General features: G+C 67.9%; 2 protein-coding genes. One reads left to right on the forward strand and one right to left on the reverse strand.

The window, feature by feature from the left end; translation table 11 throughout:
* Nucleotides 1-225 precede the first annotated feature (225 nt).
* The gene (locus tag ACFWV8_RS38340; RefSeq protein ID WP_384215104.1) at nt 226-456 is read left to right on the forward strand and encodes a hypothetical protein; all 231 of its coding nucleotides are present in this window, start codon (nt 226-228) and stop codon (nt 454-456) included.
* Here the strand turns inward: ACFWV8_RS38340 and ACFWV8_RS38345 are convergent.
* The gene (locus ACFWV8_RS38345; protein WP_384215105.1) at nt 426-1,268 is read right to left on the reverse strand and encodes an ISAs1 family transposase; all 843 of its coding nucleotides are present in this window, start codon (nt 1,266-1,268) and stop codon (nt 426-428) included. The genes ACFWV8_RS38340 and ACFWV8_RS38345 overlap by 31 nt on opposite strands.
* Between the last annotated feature and the right edge of the window lie 80 nt (nt 1,269-1,348).

Here is a 1,348-nt window from a genome sequence, read left to right on the forward strand (position 1 = left end):
CAGGGCCTCGGCGTAGTCGGGCCTCGTCCCTTTTGATCACGTGAGGCCGAGAAGGGCGAGGGCGCGGGTTTGGTCCCGGGCTGTCCGGCGGAGGCCAGCGGCTATATTGCGGACGCCGGCGAGGCGGAGGGCTCCGATCGCAAGATTTCTGCAGGTCGCCATCGCCCGGGGTGCGTTCCCGGTCCGCAACTGGGAGGCGTCCTCGGTGAAGGTGACATCTCTGACGTGGTGCAGGGCCTCGACCGTCCAGTGCCCGCGGACCAGTTGGGCGAGCCGGGCGGGTGGGGCCTGTTCCGCGGCGAGGCTGGTGACCGCGTAGACGGTCTTGAGGCTGATCTTCCCCGTCGTGTGATGGACACGGCGGCGGACGATCTGGACGGCCTGATGAGCGCCGGGGAAGAGCAGGTTGTTGACCGTGCAGACCTTCAGCCTGCGGATCTCGGAGAGCGTCCGTGACCAGTCGTCCGTGTCCGGTCCTGGAGCGGTATCTGCTTCCAGGGAAGGGCCTTCAGCCGCTTGCGGAGCCTCTTCGTGTTGCGCTTCACGATCACGATGTAGTGGGCGTCCCGCCCGCGCAGATAGGTTGCGTGGTCGTACTGGGTGTGCATGGCATCGCTGGTCACGACCATGCCGGACAGGTCGGGCAGCGTGTCCAGGAGGGGCTGGAAACGCGTGATCTCGTTGGTCTTCTCACCGACGTCCATCTGCGCAAGGACCAGGCCGTCGGCGTGGTCGCAGGCCGCCAGGAGGTGGATCCTGCGTCCGCCTGCTCGGGCCGCACCCCGCAGCGACTTCCCGTCGACGGCCAGCCCCCGCAGCCCGTCGCTTCGGCCCTGCCGGTCCGCGAGCCAGGCACCGACCGCGCGGTCCAGGACGTCAGCGTCGACTCTCGCCAGCAGCCTGCGGACCGTTGATTCCGCAGGCCAGGAACGTTTAGGGAAGATTGGGTCGACGCGGGTGCCGAGCCGCTCGAGGAGTTCCGTCGGGGCGTCGGCCACCCATTCACCCACGGCCAGCAGCGACCTCGCGCCGGCGAGGACCGCGCAGGCGGTCAGAGCCAGCACCGTGACGAGTGGATGCCGCACTCCGCGGGGATCACGCGGGTCGGGGACCTGCGCGAGGCGTTCCAGCAGGCCAGGAATCTCCCGGGGAGCGGCTCTCGGATGGGGACCGAGTTGGTCAAAGACAGGAGGGACCAGAGATGATGCGTCGGCAGGCACGGACTTCCCAGGATCACAGAGCGTAGAGAACTCCATGATCACGGGCATCCGTGCCTGTTCTGCATCGGACCCCACCCAACTGATCAACCGTCAGGAAGCGGACGTCAGTCGACTACGCCGAAGCCCTG

Origin of the sequence: Streptomyces sp. NPDC058665 (assembly GCF_042714995.1) — a bacterium.
Classification (GTDB): domain Bacteria; phylum Actinomycetota; class Actinomycetes; order Streptomycetales; family Streptomycetaceae; genus Streptomyces.

What these genes read in the sequence shown, in the direction of transcription:
- ACFWV8_RS38345 (WP_384215105.1), bottom strand. Translation starts at nt 1,268, where the DNA reads ATGCCCGTGATCATGGAGTTCTCTACGCTCTGTGATCCTGGGAAGTCC.